Source organism: Nocardiopsis dassonvillei (assembly GCF_964273065.1).
GTDB classification, from domain to species: Bacteria; Actinomycetota; Actinomycetes; order Streptosporangiales; family Streptosporangiaceae; genus Nocardiopsis; species Nocardiopsis dassonvillei_B.
This window is the reverse complement of record NZ_OZ186815.1, coordinates 3833655-3853900: the sequence shown is the minus strand read 5'-3', so window position 1 is coordinate 3853900 and position 20246 is coordinate 3833655. Positions and strand designations below refer to the sequence as shown.

The 20246-nt window shown below is 72.0% G+C and carries 20 protein-coding genes; 12 read left to right on the top strand and 8 right to left on the bottom strand.

The genetic code is table 11. From position 1 onward, the window contains the following. Positions 1–20: 20 nt before the first annotated feature. From ACSUPR_RS17150 to ACSUPR_RS17140, 3 genes are all read left to right on the top strand, one after another. Entirely contained in the window at positions 21–722 is a 702-nt protein-coding gene (locus ACSUPR_RS17150) for a WbqC family protein (RefSeq protein ID WP_436892043.1), read from the top strand. 121 nt (positions 723–843) lie between these two features. After that, complete coding sequence (locus ACSUPR_RS17145) at positions 844–1557, top strand: PIG-L deacetylase family protein (RefSeq protein ID WP_436885613.1); 714 nt, start codon at positions 844–846, stop codon at positions 1555–1557. A 109-nt stretch (positions 1558–1666) separates the two neighbouring features. Beyond that, positions 1667–2650: an NAD-dependent epimerase/dehydratase family protein gene (locus ACSUPR_RS17140; protein ID WP_436885612.1), complete on the top strand. Its 984-nt coding sequence runs from the start codon at positions 1667–1669 to the stop codon at positions 2648–2650. A gap of 624 nt (positions 2651–3274) precedes the next feature. Here ACSUPR_RS17140 and ACSUPR_RS17135 read toward each other — a convergent pair. Together ACSUPR_RS17135 and ACSUPR_RS17130 are read right to left on the bottom strand one after the other, a co-directional pair. Continuing rightward, positions 3275–3646 (bottom strand): DUF202 domain-containing protein, encoded by a 372-nt coding sequence (locus ACSUPR_RS17135; RefSeq protein WP_436885611.1) that lies wholly within the window; start codon positions 3644–3646, stop codon positions 3275–3277. After that, positions 3643–4005, bottom strand: coding sequence for a YidH family protein (locus tag ACSUPR_RS17130; protein ID WP_436885610.1), 363 nt, complete (start codon positions 4003–4005; stop codon positions 3643–3645). Before ACSUPR_RS17130 ends, ACSUPR_RS17135 begins: the two co-directional genes overlap by 4 nt. A 236-nt stretch (positions 4006–4241) precedes the next feature. Between ACSUPR_RS17130 and trxA the strand changes: the two genes are divergently transcribed. The 7 genes from trxA (at position 4242) to ACSUPR_RS17095 (ending at position 10858) form a co-directional block, all read left to right on the top strand. Then, positions 4242–4616 (top strand): thioredoxin, encoded by a 375-nt coding sequence (trxA, locus tag ACSUPR_RS17125; protein WP_436885609.1) that lies wholly within the window; start codon positions 4242–4244, stop codon positions 4614–4616. A 661-nt stretch (positions 4617–5277) separates the two neighbouring features. Beyond that, a complete protein-coding gene (pstB, locus tag ACSUPR_RS17120; RefSeq protein ID WP_436885608.1) occupies positions 5278–6150 on the top strand; it encodes a phosphate ABC transporter ATP-binding protein PstB in 873 nt (290 codons plus the stop codon). 62 nt (positions 6151–6212) lie between these two features. Continuing rightward, positions 6213–6998: a winged helix-turn-helix transcriptional regulator gene (locus ACSUPR_RS17115; protein ID WP_436885607.1), complete on the top strand. Its 786-nt coding sequence runs from the start codon at positions 6213–6215 to the stop codon at positions 6996–6998. A gap of 370 nt (positions 6999–7368) precedes the next feature. After that, positions 7369–8463 (top strand): phosphate ABC transporter substrate-binding protein PstS, encoded by a 1095-nt coding sequence (gene pstS, locus ACSUPR_RS17110; protein WP_436885606.1) that lies wholly within the window; start codon positions 7369–7371, stop codon positions 8461–8463. A 157-nt stretch (positions 8464–8620) separates the two neighbouring features. After that, positions 8621–9628 (top strand): phosphate ABC transporter permease subunit PstC, encoded by a 1008-nt coding sequence (pstC, locus tag ACSUPR_RS17105; protein ID WP_436885605.1) that lies wholly within the window; start codon positions 8621–8623, stop codon positions 9626–9628. After that, a complete protein-coding gene (gene pstA / locus ACSUPR_RS17100) occupies positions 9625–10536 on the top strand; it encodes a phosphate ABC transporter permease PstA (protein WP_436885604.1) in 912 nt (303 codons plus the stop codon). The genes pstC and pstA overlap by 4 nt, the downstream gene beginning before the upstream one ends. 106 nt (positions 10537–10642) lie before the next feature. Continuing rightward, positions 10643–10858 (top strand): EF-hand domain-containing protein, encoded by a 216-nt coding sequence (locus ACSUPR_RS17095; RefSeq protein ID WP_436885603.1) that lies wholly within the window; start codon positions 10643–10645, stop codon positions 10856–10858. A 16-nt stretch (positions 10859–10874) separates the two neighbouring features. Here the strand turns inward: ACSUPR_RS17095 and ACSUPR_RS17090 are convergent, their stop codons facing one another. The 3 genes from ACSUPR_RS17090 to ACSUPR_RS17080 all read right to left on the bottom strand — a co-directional run bounded on the left by ACSUPR_RS17090 (position 10875) and on the right by ACSUPR_RS17080 (position 15232). Then, the gene (locus ACSUPR_RS17090) at positions 10875–11564 is read right to left on the bottom strand and encodes a spermidine synthase (protein ID WP_436885602.1); all 690 of its coding nucleotides are present in this window, start codon (positions 11562–11564) and stop codon (positions 10875–10877) included. A 463-nt stretch (positions 11565–12027) separates the two neighbouring features. Then, positions 12028–14559 (bottom strand): hypothetical protein, encoded by a 2532-nt coding sequence (locus ACSUPR_RS17085; protein WP_436885601.1) that lies wholly within the window; start codon positions 14557–14559, stop codon positions 12028–12030. A gap of 160 nt (positions 14560–14719) precedes the next feature. Beyond that, a complete protein-coding gene (locus ACSUPR_RS17080; RefSeq protein ID WP_436885600.1) occupies positions 14720–15232 on the bottom strand; it encodes a hypothetical protein in 513 nt (170 codons plus the stop codon). 55 nt (positions 15233–15287) lie between these two features. Between ACSUPR_RS17080 and ACSUPR_RS17075 the strand changes: the two genes are divergently transcribed. Further along, entirely contained in the window at positions 15288–16715 is a 1428-nt protein-coding gene (locus ACSUPR_RS17075; RefSeq protein WP_436885599.1) for a cellulase family glycosylhydrolase, read from the top strand. An 89-nt stretch (positions 16716–16804) separates the two neighbouring features. Here ACSUPR_RS17075 and hisG read toward each other — a convergent pair whose 3' ends face one another. The 3 genes from hisG to ACSUPR_RS17060 form a co-directional block, all read right to left on the bottom strand. Beyond that, entirely contained in the window at positions 16805–17659 is an 855-nt protein-coding gene (hisG, locus tag ACSUPR_RS17070; RefSeq protein WP_436885598.1) for an ATP phosphoribosyltransferase, read from the bottom strand. A gap of 77 nt (positions 17660–17736) precedes the next feature. Next, complete coding sequence (locus ACSUPR_RS17065; protein WP_306367642.1) at positions 17737–18000, bottom strand: phosphoribosyl-ATP diphosphatase; 264 nt, start codon at positions 17998–18000, stop codon at positions 17737–17739. Between the two features lie 102 nt (positions 18001–18102). Next, positions 18103–18930, bottom strand: coding sequence for an SDR family NAD(P)-dependent oxidoreductase (locus ACSUPR_RS17060; protein ID WP_436885597.1), 828 nt, complete (start codon positions 18928–18930; stop codon positions 18103–18105). 155 nt (positions 18931–19085) lie between these two features. On the opposite strand from ACSUPR_RS17060, the gene ACSUPR_RS17055 reads away from it, so the two are divergent. Beyond that, positions 19086–19787 carry a class I SAM-dependent methyltransferase gene (locus ACSUPR_RS17055; RefSeq protein WP_436885596.1) on the top strand — a complete coding sequence of 234 codons (702 nt, stop codon included), beginning with the start codon at positions 19086–19088 and terminating at the stop codon, positions 19785–19787. Positions 19788–20246: the final 459 nt, after the last annotated feature.

Below are 20246 nucleotides of genomic sequence, written 5' to 3'. Positions count from 1 at the left end.
CCCCGGACCGGCGCGTCCGGGTGGCGATCCATCAGCCGCACTACCTGCCGTGGCTGGGAACGATCGACAAACTCGACCGCTGCGACCGTTTCGTCATCCTCGATACGGTCCAGTTCGAACGGCGAGGCTGGCAAAACCGCAACTATGTGGCCGGACGTGGCCGTCCGACACTATTGACAGTTCCGGTGACACAAGGCAGCCGAGACGACCTGATTCTGGACAAAGTCATTGACAACAGCCAGAAATGGAGGGAGAAGCACTACAAGGCACTGGCGGAGCACTGCTACCCCAAGACGCCCTACTGGAACCAATACAGGGAAGAAATCGCCCACCTGTACGAAACGGAGTGGGACAGCCTCGCGGACCTCGCCATCGCGACCACCCGGATGGTGATGCGCGGCTTCGGCATCGACACGCCGATCCTGCGCGCGAGCGAGATCGGTGACTTCCCGGGCCGCAAGAGCGAGCTGCTGGCCCAGATCTGCACCAAGGCCGGAGCGGACGTCATGCTGTCCGGCGACGGCGCCCGGGACTACCTCGACCCGCAGATCCTGCTGCGCTACGGGATCGACGTCGAGTGGCAGGGGTTCCGGCATCCGGTCTACCGCCAGCACCAGCGTGAGGCCGACGACTTCGTTCCCCGGCTGTCGGCGCTCGACCTGCTGCTCAACGCAGGTCCCGACGCCCTGGAGATCCTCCGCCGGGCGAGAGCACAGGACTGATCTCCACACGAACCGATCTCTCCGTGGCGGCCGCGACCGCCGTGTCACAGGCGCCCCGCGACCGCCCCGCCGACCGCGGGCGCGCATCCCCCATTCGGTAGGCAAAGGACGGGAAAGCAGCATGACAACGGACTGGTGCCAGGAACGCATCCTGGTCTTCGCACCCCACCCCGACGACGAGACGCTCGGCTGCGGCGGCCTCATGAGCAAGGCCAAATCCGCGGGCGCCGAGGTCTTCGTGCAGTTCATGACCGTCGGGGACACCGCAGACCAGTCGCCGAAGGGCTTCTCCACCGCGGAGGAGCGCTACGCCGAGATCAAGAAGGTCGCGGACCACTTCCGCTGGGACGACTGGCACATGGCCCTGCCCGGTGACGAGTACCACCTGCGCCTGGACGCCGTCCCCCGCGTGGACCTCACCCAGATCATCGAGAGCACCAGTCCGCTCTCCATCTCCCGGCTGCGCCCCACCATGGTCGTGGCCCCCCACAGGACCAGCTACAACCAGGACCACCAGGTGACCGCCGAGGCGGTGCACACCGCGCTGCGCCCCTCCGACCGGACGGTGCGGCACCACCCCCGCCTGGTCATGGCCTACGAGGAGGCCGCCGACCAGTGGCGGCTGGAGCAGGCGCCCTCCCCCAACCTCATCGTCGAGCTGTCCGAGAAGGAGATGGGGGACAAGCTCCTCGGCATGGAGCTGTACGGGTCCCAGAGCCACCGCCATCCCCACACCCGCTCGGAGCTGACCCTGCGCAGCCTGGCCGTCCTGCGCGGCATGCAGGCCGGCGTCGCCTTCGGCGAGGGTTTCCACATCCTGCGCTGCCTGGCCTGAGCGGCGCCGGTCCCCGCCCCGGCACCGAAGACTCCCTCACCCATCCCGTTTCGCGCCATCACCCCCGTGAAGAAGACGAGTTCCAACGCCTGAAAGTGGAGGGGAAACCATGAAGGCCGTAGTCACCGGAGGAGCCGGGTTCATCGGCTCGCACCTGTGCGACCACCTGGTCGCACAGGGACACGAGGTGGTCGTCCTGGACGACCTGTCGACCGGGTCCCTGGAGAACCTGGTCCAACTGCGGGACGTGCCCGGCTTCCGCTTCGTACAAGGGGACATCCTGGACCGGGCCCTGGTCGACGACCTGGTCGCGGAGGCCGACACCGTGTTCCACCTGGCCGCGGCGGTGGGCGTCTACAACATCGTGGACAACCCTCTGCGGTCCCTGCGGATCAACCTGCACGGCACGGAGAACGTGGTGGAGGCCGCGGTCGCCCACCGGGTGCCCTACATGGTCGCGTCCACCAGCGAGGTGTACGGCAAGAACGACGCGGACGGGCTCAAGGAGGACGACGACCGCATCTACGGTTCGGCCACCAAGAGCCGCTGGTCCTACGCGGCCGCCAAGGGCCTGGACGAGCTGGTGGCCTACGTGCACGGCTCCGAGTCCGGTGTCCCGTGCGTGATCACCCGCTTCTTCAACGTCGTGGGCCCGCGCCAGACCGGCCGCTACGGCATGGTCGTGCCGCGGTTCGTCGACCAGGCGCTGTCCGGGCGGCCCATCACGGTGTACGGAACGGGGGCCCAGCGCCGCTGCTTCGGCTCGGTGTACGACGTGGTGCCCGGGATGCTGCGGCTGATGGACACCCCGGCGGCCTACAACCGGGCGGTCAACCTGGGCGGGCACGAGGAGGTGTCCATCAAGGGGCTGGCCGACCGCGTGGTGGAGCTGACCGGTTCGGACAGCGAGATCGTCTACATCGACTACGACGAGGCCTACGGCGAGGGCTACGAGGACATGCAGCGCCGCTACCCGGACACCTCGCTGGCCAGGGGCCTCGTGGGCTACGAGCCCGTCCACGACCTCAACGCCATCATCGGCTCGATCGTGGAGCACCGCCGGGCGCAGGACACCGTTCCGCAGCCCGTCTGAGAACCGGCCCGGCCGCTCTCCGCCCGCCCCAGGGCAGGAGCGTGAGCCCTCCCGCCTCACCGCCCGCCAAGGGCATCCGCTCCATCCCCGCTCATGGAGACCCCGCCCCTCTTCAGGGGGCAGGCCTCCCCCCTGCCCCGGGGAGACCACCCGCGCCGCACCGCGGGAACGATCGTCCGCACGCCTGCCCGGGCCCGCCCCCGGCGGCGCGGAGCGGACGGGCCGTGACGGCGGCCCCACCGCCCGGGACCCCGTCCGGTCCACACGGCCGACCGCGCAGGGCCCGCCCCGAACGCCCTCCGCGGGTACCCGTCACCGCTCGGCGGCGGACCGCGCCACCCCGCCCGCAGGCCCGCCCGGCCGCCCCCCACCACGTTCCGGCACAGGCTCGTTCCGGCACAGGCGCGAACCCCTCCCCCCGTCGGCCGCCGCGGCTCCCGCGTCCCGGCCCCCACACGGCCCCGGCCCCGTCCGCCTCCGGCCGCCCCCACCACGTTCCGGCACAGGCGCGGACGCCGTCCCACGGAGTTCCGCGCCCCGGCGAGCGCCCAGCGCCGCCGCGGAGCCCCGGTCCGCGCCCCGACCGCGGCGCTCGGACACGGTGCCGCGCCGTTCCGGGCGGACTCAGCCCAGGAGTACGGCGAGGATCTGCACGGCGCTCAGGACCAGGACCGCCGAGCAGAGCAGGATCATCGCCCAGGGCGCGGCCACCGCGGGCGGCGGCCCGCCGGTGCCCGGGTCGCACAGCCCGTTCCGGCTGCGCCGCCACCTCAGCCACAGGTGCAGGCCCACGATCCCGGCGACGAACAGGAAGCCGATCATCAGCGCCATCCGCACCAGGGGCGGCGCCTGGGGGACCGCCGTGGTTCCCGCCGCCAGCTCTCCGCGCAGGAACAGCAGCCCCACCACGACCAGCAGGATCAGGGTGCGCTGCCACGCGAGCAGGGTGCGCTCGGGTTGCAGTCCGGGGTCGTCCCGGTCGATCGGGCTGGTCACAGCAAGTGTCCCAGCAGGACCACCAGGCACACCATCCCCACGGCGAACGTGGTCAGCAGCGGCAGCACGCTCAGCCTCAGGGTTCCGCCGTTGCGCATGATGCGCTGGACCCGGTACCAGCGCATCGGTGCGTAGACGGTGATGATCGCGGCCAGGGCCGCCAGGGTCAGCCCGACCACCGTCCGCGGCGCCTGGTCCCAGCCCAGGGGGAGCAGGTGCAGCACGGCCACCGCCCCGGCCAGCAGGGCGAGCGCGGTGCGCACCCAGGCCAGGAAGGTGCGTTCGTTGGCCAGGGTGAAGCGGTAGTCGACGGGGTCACCACCCGCCCCGGTGTCCCCGTCAGCGGCGTCGGCGCTCATCGGAACTCCTTCGTCTCGTCCGTCCCGTTCCTCGACGGTAGTCTTCCCTCGACTTTCCGCCCAAACAGGCATGCACCACGTGTCGAGTAGGAAACTTCCAGGCCGACGAGCCGCTTCGGACACGCTCCGCGGGCATGTGGAACAAACGAGTGGGCACGATCGCTGTAGTGCACCGAAGAGGAAGGCGGCCGGGCCCCGGTCCGACCGACCGACACCGACAGACGGCAGGAGAACCCGTGGCCACCCTCGAACTCACCAAGGACAACTTCGCGGACACGTTGCAGAACAACGACTTCGTCCTCATCGACTTCTGGGCCGACTGGTGCGGACCCTGCCGCCAGTTCGCCCCGGTCTTCGAGCAGTCCTCGGTGAAGAACGCCGACATCGTGCACGCCAAGGTGGACACCGAGGCCGAGCGCGAGCTCGCCTTCGAGTTCAAGATCCAGTCCATCCCGACGCTGATGATCGTGCGGGACCAGACCGTGATCTACAGCGAGCCGGGCGCGCTGCCCTCCGAGGCACTGGAGAGCCTGATCACCCAGGCCCGCGAGCTGGACATGGACGAGGTCAAGCAGAAGATCGCCGAGCAGTCCGGCGAGGCGGGCGCCTGAGGGCCGCCCCGCCGTCCCGGAACCGGTGCCCCGGCCCCGCGGCCGGGGCACCGCCGTGTCCGGATCCGGCCGGGGCGGGCCGTGGCCGGCAGCGGACCCGGCGCCCGCCCCGGCCGGGGAGAAAGCGGTCGGAGGCCGCACCGTGCGCGGTACGGTGACCGTCGTCGCGGTGGGTGCGCACGGGCCCGCCGCCCCCTGGCCGCGCTGCTGAGGGACGCGCACTCCGACCTGTCCGGCGGGGCCCCGACCGCACCGGCCCCGGTCGGCACACGTCCTCGAACCGTTCCCCACCGGCCCCGGCCCGGTGTCGCGGGCACCGTGCCGGTGCACCCTGCCGGAACGGGAGGAGCACGACCTCCCCGCCCGCCCGGGGCGGCCGACGGCCGAAATCACCGTGAAGCCGGCCGCGCGCGCCGCGGAGACCCCCGGCCCGGGCCCTCCACCAGGCAGGACCCGACCTGATGGAGGCGGACAGGCCGCTTCGGTGACGGGAGGGCAACGGTCCGCGTCATCACGGATCCGAGTTCACCGCCCACGTTCATTCAGGCAACGGGGATCGTTCACCTGAGCTTCACACGGACATATTTGCATGGGTTCGACCGCGCTCCGCCGGTTGACCCTCCATGAGCCCGCAAGCACCGTCCGACCCGGAAGTGGCCCCATGTCCATCAGCAACACCGCGTCCGCTCGCGGCACCGACTCCGGTCGCGGAGTCGCCCCCGACACCATCCGGTACAACCGCGAGGTGCCCGGACTGGGCGACCCCGTCTTCGACGTCTCCGGCCTCTCCATCTACTACGGCTCCAACAAGGCCGTGCGCGACGTGGACCTCAAGGTCGGCCCGCGTCAGATCACCGCGATGATCGGCCCCTCCGGCTGCGGCAAGAGCACGGTGCTTCGCACGCTCAACCGGATGAACGACCTCATCCCCGGTGCCCGCATCGAGGGCAGGGTCGAGTACCACGGCGAGGACCTGTACGCCCCGCACGTGGACCCCATCGAGGTGCGCCGCCGCATCGGCATGGTCTTCCAGAAGCCCAACCCGTTCCCCAAGTCGATCTACGACAACGTCGCCTACGGCCCGCGCATCAACGGCGTGCGCGGCAACATGGACGACCTGGTCGAGGAGACCCTCACCAAGGCCGCCCTGTGGGACGAGGTCAAGGACAAGCTCAAGGAGAGCGCCTTCGCCCTCTCCGGCGGCCAGCAGCAGCGGCTCTGCATCGCCCGGACGATCGCGGTGAACCCCGAGGTCATCCTCATGGACGAGCCCTGCTCGGCGCTGGACCCGATCGCCACGCTCAAGATCGAGGACCTGATGTACGAGCTGGCGGCCGAGTACACGATCGTCATCGTCACCCACAACATGCAGCAGGCCGCCCGCGTCTCCGACCGCACCGCGTTCTTCACCGCGGGCGTCGACGAGCAGGGCGAGCGCTACGGCAGCCTGGTGGAGTTCGACGAGACCGCGACGATCTTCAGCAAGCCCGCCGACCAGCGCACCGAGGACTACATCTCCGGCCGCTTCGGCTGATCGGAGCCCCTACCCGCCCAGGCCTCTTCGGCACGCCCCTCCGACGAAGTGGAACCACGACCATGACCGCGCTCTCCGCCTCCACGTCCGTGCCCCGCCCATCGGGCGCCCCGGACGACGCGGTGGAGCGCGCCGAGGGTCCGCTGCGGGTCCTGCTGGTGGAGCCGGAGTCCGAGCAGTCCCACCAGCTGGTGCTCTCGCTCAGCGGCCACGACGTGGACATCACGGTGTGCGTCGACGGCGCCGAGGCTCTGCTGCGGGTGGGGCTGATGCGCCCGGACACGATCGTGACCAGCGCGACCCCGCCCGAGGTGGACCTGGAGACGCTGGTGCGGGTGACCCGGCGGGCCACGGACATCCCGATCCTCATCGGGGTGGGCCCCGGCGACTCCCAGCGGGCGCTGCGCGCGCTGGCCGCCGGGGCCACCGCCTGCGTCAACCGCCCGTACCGCATCCCGGAGCTGGCCGCGCTGCTGCGCGGTTCGCTGCCGGGATCGGACGGCGGCGGCCACCTGGAGCAGGTCACCGCCCCGGGGACGTCGCTGCGCTCGGGCGCGCTGGAGCTGGACGCGCTGGGGCACCGGCTGTTCGTGGACGGCCACCCGGTGGACCTGGCGCTGCGGGAGTTCGGGATCATGGACTTCCTGCTGCGCAACCACGGCCGGGTGGTCAGCCGTGAGGAGCTGTGGACCGAGGTCTGGCGCAAGCCGCTGCCCCCGGTGAACAACACCATCGCCGTGCACATCCGCCGGCTGCGCCACAAACTGGGCGACTCCGAAGCCCGCCCCAGGTTCATCCACACGGTGCGCGGGATCGGTTATCGGCTGGACACTGCGAACGGCGGATAAGCATGGTCTGATCTTTCCTCCAGGGTCGCCCGACACACCGGGGCGGCCCCTTGTTCATGTTCGCGTCACTTCATTCGAAGGCACACGCGAAAGTGAATGAGGAAAAAAACCCGAACATCGGTACGATGACCGCCGACTCCCCGCCATACTTGGCATACCCGCAGGTAATCACGGTGTGATGCGTCACGGCGACAGCCCGGGCACGGCACGGCCACACGCGGCTCGTTACCTAAATGTGACCCCCATTCACTCGCCATTCACCCGACTTCCACTAATTGTCTCCCATTTCGATGGCGACACGACTTTCTCCACGTTTAACGTCGTTTCACGTCAGCCCCGACAGCGGTGATTCAACGAGGAGAACTTCGACATGCGCAACGGGCGTTCCAAGCTCGCCGTCCTGGCGGCCATCCCCCTGCTCGCCACTGCGTGCGGCGGTGGCGGTGACACCGGCGGCGGCGACGCCGGCGGCGACTCCGGCACCGAGCAGCTCAGCGCTTCGCTGACCGGCGCGGGCGCCAGCTTCCCCGACCCGCTCTTCCAGGACCTGATCTACACGTACAACAGCGACGTGCAGCCCGGCGTCCAGATCAACTACCAGAGCGTCGGCTCCGGTGCCGGCGTCGAGCAGTTCCTGGAGCAGACGGTCGACTTCGGCTCCTCCGAGGAGTACCTGGACGAAGAGGACCTGGCCGCCGCCGAGGAGGCCCGCGGCTGCGCGGCCGTCCAGTTCCCGGTGGTCTTCGGCGCCGTCGTCATCGCGTTCAACAACGAGGCCCTGGACGGCCTGGTCCTGGACGCCGAGACCATCGCCAAGATCTACGACGGCCAGATCACCACCTTCGACGACGACGCGATCGCCGAGCTCAACCCCGACATGGAGCTCCCGAGCGACGAGATCATCCCGGTCCACCGCTCCGACAGCTCCGGCACCACCTACGTGTTCAGCCACTACCTGACCACCGAGGTGGACTGGTGGGCCGACAAGTACGGCGAGGGCAAGGAGCTCGACTGGGCCGACGGCCTGGTCGGCGGCCAGCAGAACGACGGCGTCGCCCAGGGCATCACCCAGAACCCCGGCGGCCTCGGCTACGTCAACCAGTCCTTCGCCCAGGAGGCCGGCCTGGCCGTCGCCCAGGTCGTGAACGAGGACGGCACCCCGATCGAGCCCACCCTGGAGGCCACCATCGCCGCCTCCGAGGAGCTCGACATCCCCGACAACTTCCAGTTCGCGATCGACAACGTCGGCGGCGAGGGCTACCCGATCGCCGGCTCCAACTGGATCTTCACCTACACCTGCGGCTACGAGCAGGCCAACGCCGACGCGATCATCGACTTCTGGACCTGGGCGCTGACCGACGAGGGCGCCCGCTCCCTGGCCGGTGAGCTGGGCTACGCCCCCCTGGGTGAGAGCCTGACCGAGCGCGTCGTCGCCGAGCTGGAGAAGACCAACTCCTCCAACTAGCGGCCCCCTCCGCGGGGGCGGGGATCCCCCGCCCCCGCGGAGACCGCCCGCGGCGGCCGGGCCACCGGCCCGGCCGCCGCCCCAGACCCTCCTCCGCCCCGTGGTGCCGGGGCCGGAACGCTCTCCACTCCCCACGAAAGCCACAGAGGAGAAGCACATGCCCACCGAGGCCCCCGAGGCCCCGCAGGCCCCCGAGGACTCCCCGCGGAGGACCTTGGCGTCCGGCAGAGGGCGGCTGGCCGACCCGATCTTCAAGTGGACCGTCGCCGCCTGCGGGACCATCGTGCTGGTCATCCTGGCGCTGATGGTCATCCGGACCACCACAGAGGCGTGGCCGGTGTTCGCCAAGGAGGGCTTCTTCGGCTTCCTCCTCGGGGAGGACTGGTCGGCAGGCGGCTCCCGTACCGAGATCACCGGTACCTACGGGGCGTGGCCGTTCATCTACGGCACCCTGATCACCGCGGCCATCGCGATCACCATCGCGCTGCCCCTGGCCATCATGGTCGCCCTCTACCTGACCCACCTGGCCCCGCGCCGCCTCGCCAAGCCGCTCTCCTACACGGTGGAGCTGCTGGCGGCGGTGCCCAGCGTCATCTTCGGCCTGTGGGGCCTGCACTGGTTCCTGCCGAACGTGATGCGGCCCTTCTTCGACCTGGTCGAGTCCACGCTGGGATGGTTCTTCCTCTTCGAGGGCCCGGTGCGCGGCGTCGGCTACTTCCCCGCGGGCATCGTGCTGGCCATCATGATCCTGCCGATCATGACCGCCATCATCCGCGAGGTCATCGCGGTGCAGCCGCTGGAGCAGCAGATGGCCGGCTACGCGCTGGGCTCCACCCGGTGGGAGGTCATCACCAAGGTCGTGCTGCCCTCCAGCTTCTCCGGCATCGTCGCCGCGACCATGCTGGGCCTGGGCCGCGCCCTCGGTGAGACGATCGCCGTCCTGATGCTGATCGGCGGCTCGCAGTCGTGGGGCGCCAGCCTCTTCGGCACCGGCAGCAGCATGGCCTCGCACATCGCGGCGACCTTCGGCGAGTCCTCGCCGGAGACCCGGACCGCGCTGATGGCGATCGGTGTCGCCCTCTTCCTCGTCACGATGATCATCAACGTCCTGGCCCGCGTCGTCGTGTGGCGCCTGGGGCAGTTCACGGGAGACGCCGCAGTATGAGCACCGCGACCACCACACCCCCGACCCCGGCGCAGCACGTCCCGCTGAGCGTGCGCCCGCCCGGCACCGGCTACCGGCGGTTCAAGAACCGCGCGGCCACGGTCGTCCTGACCGGCGCGATGATCCTCGCGATGATCCCGCTGCTCCTCATCATCTTCGAGGTCACGCGGCGCGGCATCGGCGTGGTGAACCTGGAGTTCTTCACCGCCACCGAGCCCCCGCCCCGCCGCGAGGGCGGCGGCTACGCGGCCGGGTTCTTCGGCACGCTGTACATCATGCTGCTCGCCGTCGCGATGTCGATCCCGTTCGGCATCGCCACCGCCGTGTACATCGTGGAGTACGGGCCCAACCGGCTGACCGGCGCGATCCGCTTCTTCACCGACGTCATGACCGGTATCCCGTCGATCTTCGTGGGTCTGTTCGTCTACGGCCTGCTGGTGATCGGCTGGGGCGGGATGGGCTTCGGCACGTTCGTGGGCGCCGTCGCGATCGCGGTGATGATGCTGCCGATCGTCACGCGCTCCGCCGAGGAGATGCTCCGCCTGGTCCCGAACGAGATCCGCAACGCCAGCTACGGCCTGGGCGCCCGCAAGTGGCAGACCATCGTGCACACGGTGCTGCCCGCCGCGGCCCCCGGCCTGACCACCGGCTCGATGCTGGCGGTCGCCCGCGGCATCGGCGAGACCGCGCCGCTGCTGCTGACGGCGTTCGGCACCGGCATCATCGTCACCGCGTTCCAGGGCTCCCCGCAGGGCGCCGTGCCGATGCAGCTGTACCGGGGCGCGGCCCAGCCGTTCGAGGCGGGCATCGACCGCGCGTGGGGCGCGGCACTGTGCCTGTTCGTGCTGGTGCTGCTCTTCACGGTGATCGCCCGCTGGATCGGCTCCCGGGCGTCCGTCGGCAAGTGACCCCGGCGGTACCCGAGGGCCGCACCGGTGCGCGAACCGCCCGGCGCGGCCCTTCGTCCTACCTGTAGCCTTTTGCGCACCAACGGACCCCCGACTGGGAGAGACAATGCCCGAGACCTCCGAGTACGCCGCCACCTTCGCCCTCGTCGACAGCGACGGCGACGGCCGCATCTCCGCCGACGAGCTGGTCGCCCTCATGCGCAACCTGGGTGACGAGTGCACCGCGGAGCAGGCCGCCGACACCGTCCGCGCCATGGACTCCGACGGCGACTCCCGTATCTCCCTGGAGGAGTTCGCCCGGTTCATGTCCTCCCGGAGCTGAGCCCGGCCCGCCGGGCTCAGGGCTCCCGGGCCAGGTAGACGGTGTCCGGGACGCCCCGGGCCACCGGCACCTCGAGCACGTCCACCCGGGCGAAGCGCTCGCGCAGCAGCGCCTCGAAGGAGTCCACCGCGTTGGCGCTCCAGAACGCCAGCACCCCGCCCGGGGCCAGCAGCCCGCCGAGCAGGTCCAGCCCCGCCGCCCGGTACAGGCGGTCGTTGGCCTCGGTCACCGTCCAGTCCGGGCCGTTGTCGGTGTCCAGGCAGATCGCCTCGTAGCGCTGCGACCGCCCGGCGGCCGCCTCGGTCCAGGCGACGATGTCGGCGTTGTGCACCCGGCAGCGGGGGTCGCGGTGCACGTACCCCGCGGCCTCGCCCAGTTCCCCGTCGTGCCAGGCGATCACGTGCGGCTCCAGCTCGACGACCTCCACCAGGGAGACCCGGGGGTCGTCGAGCGCCTCCCGGGCCGAGAAGCCCACCCCCAGGCCGCCGATGAGGACCCGAGCCCGGGAGCGGCCCCGGGGCAGGGCGGCCAGGCTCGCGCGGACCATCTCCCGCTCGGAGGTACCGTCCCGGGTGTCCATGAGGAACACGCCGTTGCTGTAGATCTCGTAGTGCGCGCCCTCCCGGCGCAGCACCAGGTCGCCGCCCGTCTCCCCCGTGACCCGGGCGAGCGTCTCCCTCTCCTCCGTCACCTGCCGTGTCTCCATCCCGCCATTGTGCCCGCCCGGGGACCCTTCGTGTCGGCGGCCCGGGAAAGCGCCGCCGCCGGACCCTTCCGCGTTCCATGGCTCCCGGGTGTCGTGATGGGGAGACCGCACACGGCCGCCCCGTACCCGCCGGGCGGCCTGTTCCCGGCGTCGGGCGCGCCGCACTCCGCGGTTCCCGAACCGTTCGGGGCGATCATGCCGCGGTCCCCGCCCGCACCGCGCGCCCGGGTGCACGCAGGGGCGTCGCCACCGGGGACGCCCGGCCCGCAGCCCGCCGACGGGCGGATGGCGCTGGACCCGGGCACGGGGCGGCCGTCCGACAGCCGCCCCGTAGCCCGGGGGCGCGTCCCCCTCCAGATCCCGCCGGCCCGGGCCGCCCTCCGGTCGCGCCCCGTCCCGGAACCCATCGCCCCCTGAGTCGTGCCCCCCGGGGCCGCACCAGGCGGGCACGGGTGCCCGGCGGTCAGGACTTCCAGGAGGGGCCCCAGCCGCTGCTGTCGGAGACGCCCTCCGGCATCGGCTCCAGCAGGCCGGCGCCGGGCGGCTCGCGATCCGCCCCGGGGCCCTCGGCGATCGACGGCTCCGGCTCGACCTCCCACTTGTCGGCGGGGGGCGGCGGCACCAGGGAGGCCCCCGGCGGCACGGCCGCCGAGCCGCTCCCGGGGGAATCCCAGGACTCCTGGGCACCGGTGGCGTACCGCCCGCCCGAGGTGTCGGTCCCCCCGAGGGGCCCGCCGTGCCCGGAGTCACCGGAGACGCCCTCGTAAGCAGGGGCACCGTGCGCACCGGTGGCCGCCGAGCCCCCGCCCTGAGCAGGCGCACCTCCGACGCCGCCGTACCCGGAGGCATCATGGGCACCCCAGGTCCCGGCGGGCGGTCGGGCGGCCGGAGCATCACTCACGCCCGAAGGCCCACCCTGCCCGGACGGACCGGCAGCACCGCCGTATCCAGGGACACCGTGGGCGCCCGAGGTTCCGGCGGCACCCCCGTGAACAGAGGAACCTTCAGAACCGCCGTACCCAGGGGCACCAGCAGACGGCTGCCCACCCGAAGCACCACTCGCACCCGAAGGCCCAGCAGGCCCACCGTGCGCGGGCCCTCCGGCAGGCCCGCCGTACCCGGAGGCACCATGGGCACCCGAAGCCCCCGCAGCACCGGGTACCCCAGCGGACGGCCGACCACCCGAAGCATCACTCACGCCCGAAGGCCCACCCTGCCCGGACGGACCGGCAGCACCGCCGTATCCAGGGGCGCCACCGGCCAGCTGGCCCCCGGAAGCACCACCCGCACCGACAAGCCCGCCGTACCCGGAGGCGCCATGGGCACCCGACGTCCCGGCAGCCCCTCCGTGAACAGAGAAACCTTCGGTACCGCCGTACCCAGAGGCACCAGCAGACGGCTGCCCACCCGAAGCACCGCCCGCACCCGAAGGCCCAGCAGGCCCACCGTGCGCGGGCCCTCCGGCAGGCCCGCCGTACCCGGAGGCACCATGGGCACCCGAAGCCCCCGCAGCACCAGGCGTCCCAGCGGATCCACCGTGCGCGGCCTCTCCGGCAGACCCGCCGTACCCGGAGGCGCCATGGGCACCCGACGTCCCGGCGGCACCGCCGTGAACAGAGGAACCTTCAGAACCGCCGTACCCAGAGGCACCAGCAGGCGGCTGCCCACCCGAAGCACCACCCGGGCCCGCCGGGTCCCCGGTTCCCGAAGCCCGGACGGAGCCCCAGGAGTCGTCATCGCCCGAGCCCCGCTCGGACCGCGCCTCCCAGGGTTCGGGCTGCGCCGGCGACCGGGGCTCCTGCGTCGGGTTCCACGAGTCGAGCCCGCCGCGGCCGTCCCGCGCCGGAGGCGCGTCGGCGGCGGGGCTCCACGGCCCGGGCGTCTCCTCCGGCGGCACGTCGACCACCGGGGACGTCTCCTCCTGGCTCTGCACCAGCGGGTGCACGACGGTGCCCGCCGGGTGCACCCTCCCCCACCAGGCGGCGGCCTCGTCGCGCCCCAGCTCCTCCTCGACCCACAGCCGTCCCGGGATGTGCGGGTGGCGGCGGCCGGTGCGCCAGGTGTGCTTGAGGGAGATCTGCTCCAGCACCAGCACCCGCTCGCCGTTCACCACCGGCACCGCGCCCGGCGTGGCCTCGTTGCCCACCCAGGTCCCGTCGCCGCCGACCAGGTCCCACTGCCCCTCGACGATCGACAGCCGCGGGTCGTCCTGCAGGTCGGTGGCCGAGGCCACCCAGTCCGGCATCGGCCGCTGCCCCGGCACGCCCCGCCCCTCCGGGCCGATGAGAGCGTCGGCCAGCAGCGTGTGCAGCTGGAAGTTGTCCCCGACCCCGTCGAAGCGCACCCGGAAGGCACGCCCCGAGGCCCGGTCCAGGACCAGCAGCCGGTCGGTCTCGGCCATCAGCAGCAGCTCGTGGACCTCGCCGAACTCCTCGACGTGGCGGCTCATCCGGGCGGCCAGCGCCAGCAGCTCGGCGAACCCCCGCGGGTCCTCGCGCAGCGCGGCGCGCACCCCGGCGTCGCCCAGCACGGCGCGGATCGCGATCCCGTACGGCTGCATGGTCGCCCACGAGGCGAGCGAGTACATGTCGGCGTCGCCGAGCACCGGGGTCACCCGCGCCCGGTGCGACTCGCCGGTCTCCCGCGGGTGGGGCGGCGCGTCGCCGCCCGTGCTCTCCCAGGCGTCCGCGAACCGCAGCGCCTGCCCGCCCACCTCGCGGGCACGGCGGGTGATCTCGACCCCGGCGGGCCCCGCGGGGGTCCCCACCTCGACGAGGGCGCCGCACAGCACCGACAGGTCGGCGACGGCGCCCAGGGCGATCCGCTCCGGCGTGCGGAGACGTTCGGCGATGGCGGCGAGCGCCGCGGCCCGCTCCTCGACGGGTACGTGCCCGGCCAGCTGGAACAGCGTTCCGGCGAGCGGTAGAACGTCGTGGGGCCTCGACTGGGCGGCCTCCACGACGTCGGCGACGGCGCGGCGGAAGTCTTCGATCATTCGGGCATCGTGACACAGTCCTCCGTCAGTGCCGGAGTCCTCCCCCGGAAACGACCACCTTCGGCCACGGGGGATCACTGGGGACGAACCGTGCGTGAACACCATCGAACCGACGGATGACGGGTTCGGGTGCGACCGAAACCCCGACCCGGGTGGGCCTTCAGCCCGCGGCGGCGACCCGGGGCCGGACGGCGAGCCGGGCCGCCCCGCAGATCCAGCCCAGTGTCGAACCCCACAGCAGCCCGGTGACCAGCCCGCCCGCGAGCATCGCGTACCACCCGGCGGGCCCGAGCCCCATCTCCCAGGCGGGGACCAGGGCGCGGGGCGCCCCGGCGGCCGCGGCCCCGAGGGCGAACGCGCCCCACCCGGCGAGGAACGCCCGCCCGGCGGAGGCGTCGGGCCGGCGCGCCACGGACCGGGCCGTCGTCCACCACACGACGGCGACGAGCACGGCGACCCCGGCCAGTTCCGTGAGCAGCGCCGACAGCGGCTTCTCGCCCAGCGGCGCGAAGCGCAGCCCGGGGACGGCGAACGGCGCGCCCAGGGCGCTGGGCAGCAGCAGCCAGGCGTTCCACGCGCCCAGCAGGGTCAGGAACCCGCCGGAGCCGAACAGCAGGCACGGGAGCAGCGCGGCGGCGGACGTGGCCGCCGGGATATTGCGAATAAGATTCACGTTTTGCAGGATAGTGACGTACGTCTCCCTTCCCCACCCCCCCGAAGGACGCGACTTGCAACGTCTCCCGGCGGTCCTCGCCGTCCTGATCCTGCTCCCCGGCCTGATCGCCGTGGCCACCCGGAACGACCCGGGCCCCACCCGCTACATCACCGACGACCGCGGGCGCGCCCTGTTCCTGCACGGCTTCAACACCTCGGGATCGGCCAAGTCGGACCCGGCCCGCCTCCCCTGGATCACCGAGGAGGCCGTGCAGACCGAGTACGACCTCATGGGCACCAACTTCGTCCGCTTCCTCATCCAGTGGCAGGCCCTGGAGCCCGAGCGCGGCGTCTACGACGAGGCCTACCTCGACGCCGTCGCCGAGCGCGTCGACTGGTACGCCGAACGCGGCTACCACGTCCTCCTCGACATGCACCAGGACCTCTACGGCCGCCACACCAGCCCCGAGGAGCACTCCGGCAACGGCGCCCCGCGCTGGGCGACCCACAACGACGGCCTGCCGGTGGAGTCGCGGGACATGTGGGAGCTGGTCTACCTGGAGCCGGGCGTCGTGCGCTCCTTCGACCACTTCTGGAACACCACCGGCGACCACCCGTACCTCATGGACGACTACGCCGCCGCCTGGAACCACGTGGCCGCCCGCTTCGCCGACGAGCCCGCCGTCCTGGGCTACGACCTCATGAACGAGCCCTTCGGCGGCAGCCTCCAGGGGCCGGACTTCGAGGCCGGCCCCCTGGCCGAGCTGTACCGCCGCTGCCTGGCCCGCATCCGCGAGGCCGACCAGGACGCCTGGATCTTCGTCGAGGGCCAGGCGGTGGGCGTGAACTGGGGCTTCCCGTCGGCGCTCCCCCACCTGGAGGACCCGCGCGAGGGCGCGCCCCGCATCGTCTACGCCCCGCACGCCTACCCGCTGCCCATGGACCTGGGCCGGGCCTACGAGGGCGACTCCCGCGCGACCGTGGACACGAGCATCGACCTGTGGTCGGACAGCGTCCGCACCACCGCCGAGCGCCTGCGGGCGCCGATCGTGCTGGGCGAGTTCGGCCTGGACATGTCGGGTCCGGGCGCGGACGCCTACGTGCGCCGCATGCTGGAGGAGACCGAGGAGACGGCCTCGGGCCGCGCCTACTGGTCCAACGACCACGACGGCTGGGGACCCTGGGCGGACACCGGCCTCACCCCGGGGCCGCTGGTGGAGGTCATGTCCCGGGCCTACCCGCGGGCGGTGGCGGGCCGGCCGGTGGAGGTGTCCTACGACGCCGGCTCAGCGGAGTTCCGGCTCCGGTTCACCGAACGCGAGGGGGTGTCCGGCCCCACCGAGGTCCACCTCCCCGAGCACGCCTTCCCCGACCACGAGCTGACCGTGGACGCCCCGGACGGGTGGACCTCCGCCTGGGACGGGGAGCGCAGGGTGCTGTCCGTCCACATCCCGGACCACGGGGACGGCACGGAGTACACCATCACCGTCGTCCCGGCCTGAAGTCCCCGGGCCCGCCGGGCCCCCGGCCCGGCACCGGGGAACGCGAAGGGGCCCGCGGCGCACCGCGGACCCCTCGCACACCCCCGCCCCTAGAGGCGGCAGGCGTAGATGTCCGTCACCAGGATCGCCCGGGCGCCCAGCTGCCACAGGTCGTCCATGATCCGCTGGGCGTCCCGGCGCGGCACCATCGACCGCACCGCCACCCAGCCCTCCCGGTGCAGGGGGGACACCGTGGGGCCCTCCATGCCGGGGGTCAGCGCCACCGCCGCCTCCAGGCGCTCGGCGTGCACGTCGTAGTCCATCATCACGTAGTCGCGGGCGACCAGGACTCCGCGCAGCCGCCGCATCAAAGTGTCGAACTTGGGGTCGGGCTCGGCGTCCACGGGGCGGATCACCACCGCCTCCGACACCAGGATCGGCTCCCCGAACGTCTCCAGCCCGGCCTGGCGCAGGGTGGTGCCGGTCGACACCACGTCGGCGACGGCGTCGGCCACCCCCAGCTGGACGGAGCTCTCCACCGCCCCGTCCAGGTGGATGACGCGCGCGTCGACGCCCTGCCTGTCCAGGTAGGAGCGGAGCAGTCCGTCGAAGGAGGTGGCGATCCGCTTGCCGTCGAGGTCGGAGACCTTCATGTTCGCGCCGTCGGGTGCGGCGAACCGGAACGTGGAACCGCCGAACCCCAGCGGCAGCACCTCGTCCACCGGGGCCCCGGAGTCCAGCAGCATGTCGCGGCCGGTGATCCCGGCCTGGAGGATGCCCTCGCCGACGTACACGGCGATGTCCTTGGGGCGCAGGAAGAAGAACTCGGTGTCGTTGTCGGGGTCGACCATCACCAGGTCGCGACTGCTCTTGCGCTGCCGGTACCCGGCCTCGCGCAGCATCTCGACGGCGGGCTCGGACAGCTGGCCCTTGTTGGGCACGGCGATTCTCAGCATGTCGGGCATGTGTCTGGCTTTCGTGTTGGCTCTGCGTGTACGAAGACGTCGAGCGGCCGTACGCGCCGTGGTCGGGGCGCGCCGACCTACAGATGCTTGTAGACGTCTTCCAGTCGCAGGCCACGGGCCAGCATCAGGACCTGGAGGTGGTAGAGGAGCTGCGAGATCTCTTCGGCGGCCTGTTCGTCCGATTCGTACTCGGCGGCCATCCAGACCTCCGCGGCCTCCTCGACGACCTTCTTTCCGATGGCATGGACACCGGCGTCGAGCTGGGCGACGGTCCCGGACCCCTCGGGTCGGGTGCGCGCCTTCTCGGACAGCTCGGCGAACAGCTCTTCGAAGGTCTTCATGGTGTCTTTCCTCGACCGACAGTGCACCGACAAGCCTAGGCGGTGCGGCGACCATCCGCTGCACGCGGGGGCAGGAGTCTCAGCATGCGGGCACGGAACACGTCACACCATGCGGCGGGCGAGCACCCGCACCAGGGAGCGCGGCAGGACCTTGAGCAGACCGTCGGCGGTCTTGTACTGGGGGCCGGGCACCACGTGGGACCGACCGGCCGCCCACGCCCGCAGCGAGTCGCGGACGATGTGCTCCTTGGGCACGAACGCGAACTCGGGCAGGCCCTTCTCCTGCACGCCCCGGGTCATGTCGGTGCGCACGAACCCGGGCAGGACCACGGTGACGGATACCCCCCTGCCGCGCACCTCGGCGGACACGCTCTCGCTCCACAGGGTGAGGAACTTCTTCCCCGCCCCGTACACCGAGCCGCCGGGGTTGGCGGCGGGCTCCCCGGCCAGCGAGGACACGGTGATGACGCCCAGGCGGGCCTGCTCCCCGGCCTCGCGGCGGGCGATCTGCACGGGCAGCACGGCGCGGGTGAGGTGCAGGACGGCGCGCACGTTGAGGTCGAGCATGGCGTCGATCTCGGCGGGGTCCTGTTCGGCGAACACGCCGCCGTCACCGCGCCCGGCGTTGTTGACGAGCAGGTCGACGGCGGGTCGACCGTCGGTCCCGTCGGCGGCGAGGCGCCCGGCGACCGCGTCCACCCCGGCACGGGAGCCGAGGTCGGCGGGGAGCACCTCGACGGCGGTGGAGTAGAGGTCGCGGATCTCCTCGGCCAGCGACTCCAGCATCTCCTTGCGCCGGGCCACCAGCACGAGGCCGTAGCCGCGCTGGGCCAGGCGGCGCGCGTACTCCTCGCCGATCCCGGAGGAGGCACCGGTCACCAGCGCGGTCCGGGGGTGCTCGGTTCCGGTGGCCTGCTCCGCTTCGCTCATGGGGGCCAGCCTAGCCGCGCCGGGTCCGCCGTGCCCGGGCGGCGGCCGCCCCCGGCGGTTCCCGAACCCCCCGTGGGATGGTCCACACCGGTAATTCACGGCACGGCACCGCCGCCGCCTCCCATCGCGGACCGCCAGGGGTTAGCGTTCGGGTTATGTCCGAGACAAAGAGCACCGCCGGACCCCTGGCCGCCCTCGACGAGCGCCTGCGTGACACCAGGCTGTTCTTCACCCAGGCGCTGCGGACGTTCCACGCCACCGGCTCCATCGTGCCCAGCAGTCCCGCACTGGCCCGGGCGATGGCCGAACACGTCCGAGTCCGTCCGGTCCCCGACGAGCCGCTGCGCATCATGGAGGTGGGCGCGGGGACGGGCGCGATCACCCGCGGGATCGCCCCGGCCATGCGCCCGGGCGACACCGTGGACCTGGTGGAGGCCAACCCCGAGTTCGCCGCCCACCTGGAGAACCTGCTGGAGACCGACCCCGTGCTGTCGCCGATCGCCCCGCAGGCGACGGTGCACGCCAAGCTGGTCGGCGACATGGGCACCGACCGCACCTACGACGTGATCCTGTCGGGGCTGCCGTTCGCGAACTTCACCGCCGACTCCGTCCGGGAGATCCTGGAGTACTACTTCGAGGTGCTGCGCCCGGGCGGCCACCTCTCCTTCTACGGCTACCTCTACACGAAGGAGGTGAAGGCGGTCATCGCCCGCCGCGAGGACTACCTGCGCCAGGCGCGCACCAGCTGGGTGGTCCAGGAGTGGATCGACCGGTACGGGGTCCGGTCGGACCGGGTGCTGGCCAACATCCCGCCCGCGTTCGTACACCACCTGCGCAAGCCCGAGAAGACGTCGTGACCGCCGGGGCCCGTCCCCGGGCGGGCCCCTCGTCCCCTCCCCCGATCCGCGCGGCCGGCGCCCCCGCGCACGGAGGGATGCGACGCCGGGCCGTGCCGGCGGCCGTCCCGGGCGTACCGCAGTGGAGCCCCGCACGCAGAGCGGGCGTTCTCGCAGGTCGATGACTCGTTCGAGCCCCGGAGCAGGGTGTCGCATGACACAGCGCCCCTTTCCCCCGGGAAGAGGACGCGTTCCTGTCGCGACGGCTTCGCCCCCCCTTTCCCCGCACCCCCAGCGGCGGGAAACCCCATCCCATCCCGGACAAGCCTCCGCTATCACCTCGAAACACCTATAGAGTGATCTCCATCACGCTCCCCACGGGCCTCAGGGGCAACAGACCGCAGGTAGTCTCGCGTTGACTTCCGGGAGACCGGATCTTGACGCTGCGCGCGATCCCTTTCATCCACATCCGCGTTAAAA